This window comes from Marilutibacter maris, assembly GCF_006546735.2.
Classification (GTDB): Bacteria; Pseudomonadota; Gammaproteobacteria; order Xanthomonadales; family Xanthomonadaceae; genus Marilutibacter; species Marilutibacter maris.
The window spans coordinates 1-3404 of the sequence record NZ_VICD02000341.1; the positions used below are offsets into that span (position 1 = coordinate 1).

Consider the following 3404-nt stretch of genomic DNA (forward strand, 5'->3'; position numbering starts at 1 on the left):
AGCGAGGCGATGAACGACCCGGCCTTCTTCCAGCGCGATCAGGCCCGGGTCGCCGAGCATACCGACGAGGTCGCCCGGACCCAGGCCGAGCTCGATGCCGCCTATGCGCGTTGGGGCGAGCTGGAGGACGCCACCGGCTGAGGCGCCGCGTCGCCGTCGGACGGGCGCTGGCGTACCCTAGCCGTATTCGCCATTGGAGGTCCGCACATGAAGCTGCGTATCCGCGTCGCAACGCTGTTGCTGCTCTGCCTGGGCGGCACCGCCACGGCCGAGGTCAAGGACTCGGCCGCGGATGGCTTCACCCTGGAGAACAGTGTCGAGGTCGCGGTCGACGCCGACACCGCGTGGCGGGCCCTGGTCGGCGAGGTCGATCGCTGGTGGCCGAAGGGCCACACCTGGTGGGGCGCGCAATCGCGGTTGCGGATCGAGCCGCGCGCCGGCGGCTGCTTCTGCGAGATCGCCGACGATCGCCAGGCCCGGCACATGCAGGTGGTGTTCGTCGAGCCCGGCAAGCTGTTGCGGATGACCGGCGGTCTGGGCCCGCTGCAGGGCATGGGCGTGGACGGCGTGCTGGAGTTCCGCCTGGCCGAGGCGGGCGAGGGCGCGACCCGGATCACCCTGTTCTACCGGGCCGGCGGTTATGCACCGGACGACCTGGCCGGCTTCGCCCCGGTCGTCGACAAGGTCCAGGCCATGCAACTGGGTGGGCTGGCCGATTATCTGCGTGCGGAGGGCGGGGCCGCCGGCGGCGGCGATCGATGAGCGTGCAGCCGCAACTGGCCGGTTTCGAGACGCCGGATCCGACCCCGCGTCACAGCCTGTTCTTCGCGCTGTGGCCGGACGACGCGACCCGCGCCCGGATCGAGCGCGCCGCGGATGCGGCCGAGTCGACGCAGCCGCATGACGGCCGCCGGCTGCGTCCGCACCGCTTCCACCTGACCCTGCGCTGGCTGGGCGAGTGGCCGCGGCAACACGCACGCGAACTGGACGCCGCCAGCGCCGCCGCCGAGGCGGCCTGCGCCGCCACGGACGCGTTCGAAATGTCGCTGGACATCGCCGGTGGGTTCGCGCCGGCGCGGGTCTGCTGGCTGGGCTGCGACACCGCACCGACGCCCCTGCATGCCTTGCGCGGGGCGCTGGACCGGGCGCTGCTGCACAGCGGGGTGAAGTTCCGCAAGGGGCAGGCGCTGGTGCCCCACGTCACCGTCGCCCGCGATTGCCGCAGGCCCTGGGACACCTCCGCGATCGACCCGCCGATCCACTGGCAGGTCGACCGCATCGTGCTGATCCGCAGCGACATCCAGCACAACCACGCCTACACGATCGCCGGCGAGTGGCCGCTGTCGCGTTGACGGCGGCGGTTGACCGCCAGGCCCCGGAGGAGCGAAGCCGTGGCAAGCCACGACGCGCACGGCCTTGCCCGTGTGCCGGCGACGCTCAGTCGAACAGGAAGGCGCCGCAACCCCGGTAGCCCTTGCCGCCCACCTGGAGCCTGGCGCCGGCCTCGAAGGCCTCGCCGCTCATGCCGTCGGTGCAGGGGCGGCGGTCGATCTCCAGTCTGAGTTCGACGCCGTCGGCCGTGGTTCCGGTGTAGCCGGCGCCGTCGGGGCGGGCGTGGGCGATCTCCAGGACCCGCTCGCCGTAGTCCAGGGTCGCGGTGATCGCGGGCGACTCGCCCATGCCGACCTCGATCCACCAGCCCGGTTCGTTGCCGGCGGCGCGGAAGCCGATCCCGCGATCGGCGGCCTGGGTCCACGACGACGGCGTGTCGGACAAGGTGCATTCGAGCTGCGGCCGGCCGGCCAGGGTCAGCACCGCGTTCTCGCCCTTGCTGCGGAACTCGTTGCCGGCATCGTCGGCATGGCGGGTGCCGGACGCGGCCGGCGTCTGCGCCAGTACCAGTCGGCGGCCGGAGAAGGACAGCGTGGTATCGCCGGTGGTGGCGTCGAGATCGGCATCCACCCGCAGTTCGCCGCATTGCCAGTGACGGCGCTGCCCGGTGTTGGCGGCGACGGCTTCGTTGATGAGAGCTCCGTTGGTGAGAGCCCCGTTGGCGACAGCCGCGGTGGCGTCGGTGCCGCTGCCGGCGGCCACGTGCCGGAGCAGCAGCTCGACTGGCGCTTCGCTGCCGGGCTGGAGCGCGTGGCGGACGTCGGTGACGAACAACAGGCTCTCGTCGGGGCCGTACAGCGACGCGTGCAGGCCGTACTGGCCATCGTCGCGGAGGCTGGCCGGGTCGTAGTCCAGCTCGAAGCCGATCGGCGGCGGGCCGATGTTCTCGACCCGGGTTTCGGCCAGGACCGCCTTGGGCGTGTCGGCCAGCAGGTTGTCGATCAGTTGCACCCGCAGATAGGCCCCGGGCGGCGTCGCGATCCGCTCGCGGTAGAGCGCGCTGCCCACGATGCGGGACCGGGCCGGGGCCGCCTGGCCTGCGTTGTCGCTGTTGCCGGCCGTCGAGGGCGCCGGCGCGCCCGGATCCGGCTGGCAGCCGGCCAGGGCGAGGCTCGTGGCCAGTGCGAGGATGGACAGGATCGGGGGAGAACGGCGAAACGACGGCATGGATACTCCTGGGGACGGCCCGGAGGGGCCGGGCGCGCCAGTATCGGGGCCGTGACGTGGTGGCGATGTCATCGCCACCGTCGCCGCGCCGGCTGAAGCCGCGGCGACGGTGGCGGGGGCCGTCAGTGGGCGCCGGCCGGCACCCGTGCGGTACGCATCACCGGGTACAGCCCGTGGCGGTCGTCCCAGGAGGCGTGGCGGCGGTAGAAGAAGTCCAGCCGTGCGCGCGGATCGGCGGCGAACGCTTCGTCCTCGCGCAGTCGGCGCTCGAATTCCGCCTTCACCGCCGGGTCGCTGGCCAGCATCTGCCGGGCGACCTCCTCGGCGACGTAGTCCTCCATGTATTCCTTGCGCTCGAAGGCGTTGTTGAACTCGCCCCAGGCCGCCAGCGCGTCCGGGGCGCGCGGCTCCAGCAGGGCCATCGCCAGGCGGATGCCGGGCTGGGCCGAGGGCACGAACAGGGCGCCGGCGCGGACGTCGCGGGTGGCCGGCGTCCAGTCGCCGTCGATGCTCACGCGCTGATGGCCCTCCAGCGGCTGGGTCGCGAACTCGCTGCTGGTGGCGCGGAACACTTCGACCGGGGCCCGCGACAGTGGGGCGTCCAGGCGGACATGGCGCAGTCCGTGCACCTCGAGCAGGGCCGCGACCATCGCCGCGTGCTCGACCGGCACGATATAGCCGCCGGCCGGCACCGTCGCGACCTTGTCGGGCACGATCCGGTCGCGCAGCGGGATCTTCCAGACCTGCGGCGTGGTCTCGTCGTAGCGGGTCATCAGCGCGCCGGAGACCTCGGACGGCGTGCGGGTATAGGCGTAGCCGCGGAATTCGATCGTGCGCGCCTGCTC

At 72.7% G+C, this 3404-nt stretch carries 4 protein-coding genes and 1 pseudogene; 3 read left to right on the top strand and 2 right to left on the bottom strand.

The window, feature by feature from the left end; translation table 11 throughout:
• The 3 genes from FKV24_RS18845 to thpR all read left to right on the top strand — a co-directional run.
• Positions 1-141 (top strand): hypothetical protein (locus FKV24_RS18845; protein WP_141483488.1); only part of this gene is annotated, 141 nt, incomplete at its 5' end.
• 66 nt (positions 142-207) lie between these two features.
• A complete protein-coding gene (locus FKV24_RS18850) occupies positions 208-762 on the top strand; it encodes an SRPBCC family protein (RefSeq protein WP_141483489.1) in 555 nt (184 codons plus the stop codon).
• Positions 759-1352, top strand: a complete 594-nt coding sequence (thpR, locus tag FKV24_RS18855) for an RNA 2',3'-cyclic phosphodiesterase (RefSeq protein ID WP_141483490.1) — start codon at positions 759-761, stop codon at positions 1350-1352. The genes FKV24_RS18850 and thpR overlap by 4 nt, the downstream gene beginning before the upstream one ends.
• An 85-nt stretch (positions 1353-1437) precedes the next feature.
• Here thpR and FKV24_RS18860 read toward each other — a convergent pair whose 3' ends face one another.
• Both FKV24_RS18860 and FKV24_RS19420 read right to left on the bottom strand, forming a co-directional pair.
• Positions 1438-2559: a YbaY family lipoprotein gene (locus FKV24_RS18860; protein WP_170288381.1), complete on the bottom strand. Its 1122-nt coding sequence runs from the start codon at positions 2557-2559 to the stop codon at positions 1438-1440.
• 122 nt (positions 2560-2681) lie between these two features.
• A pseudogene (locus FKV24_RS19420) lies at positions 2682-3404 on the bottom strand (peptidase M14); the annotation flags it as partial.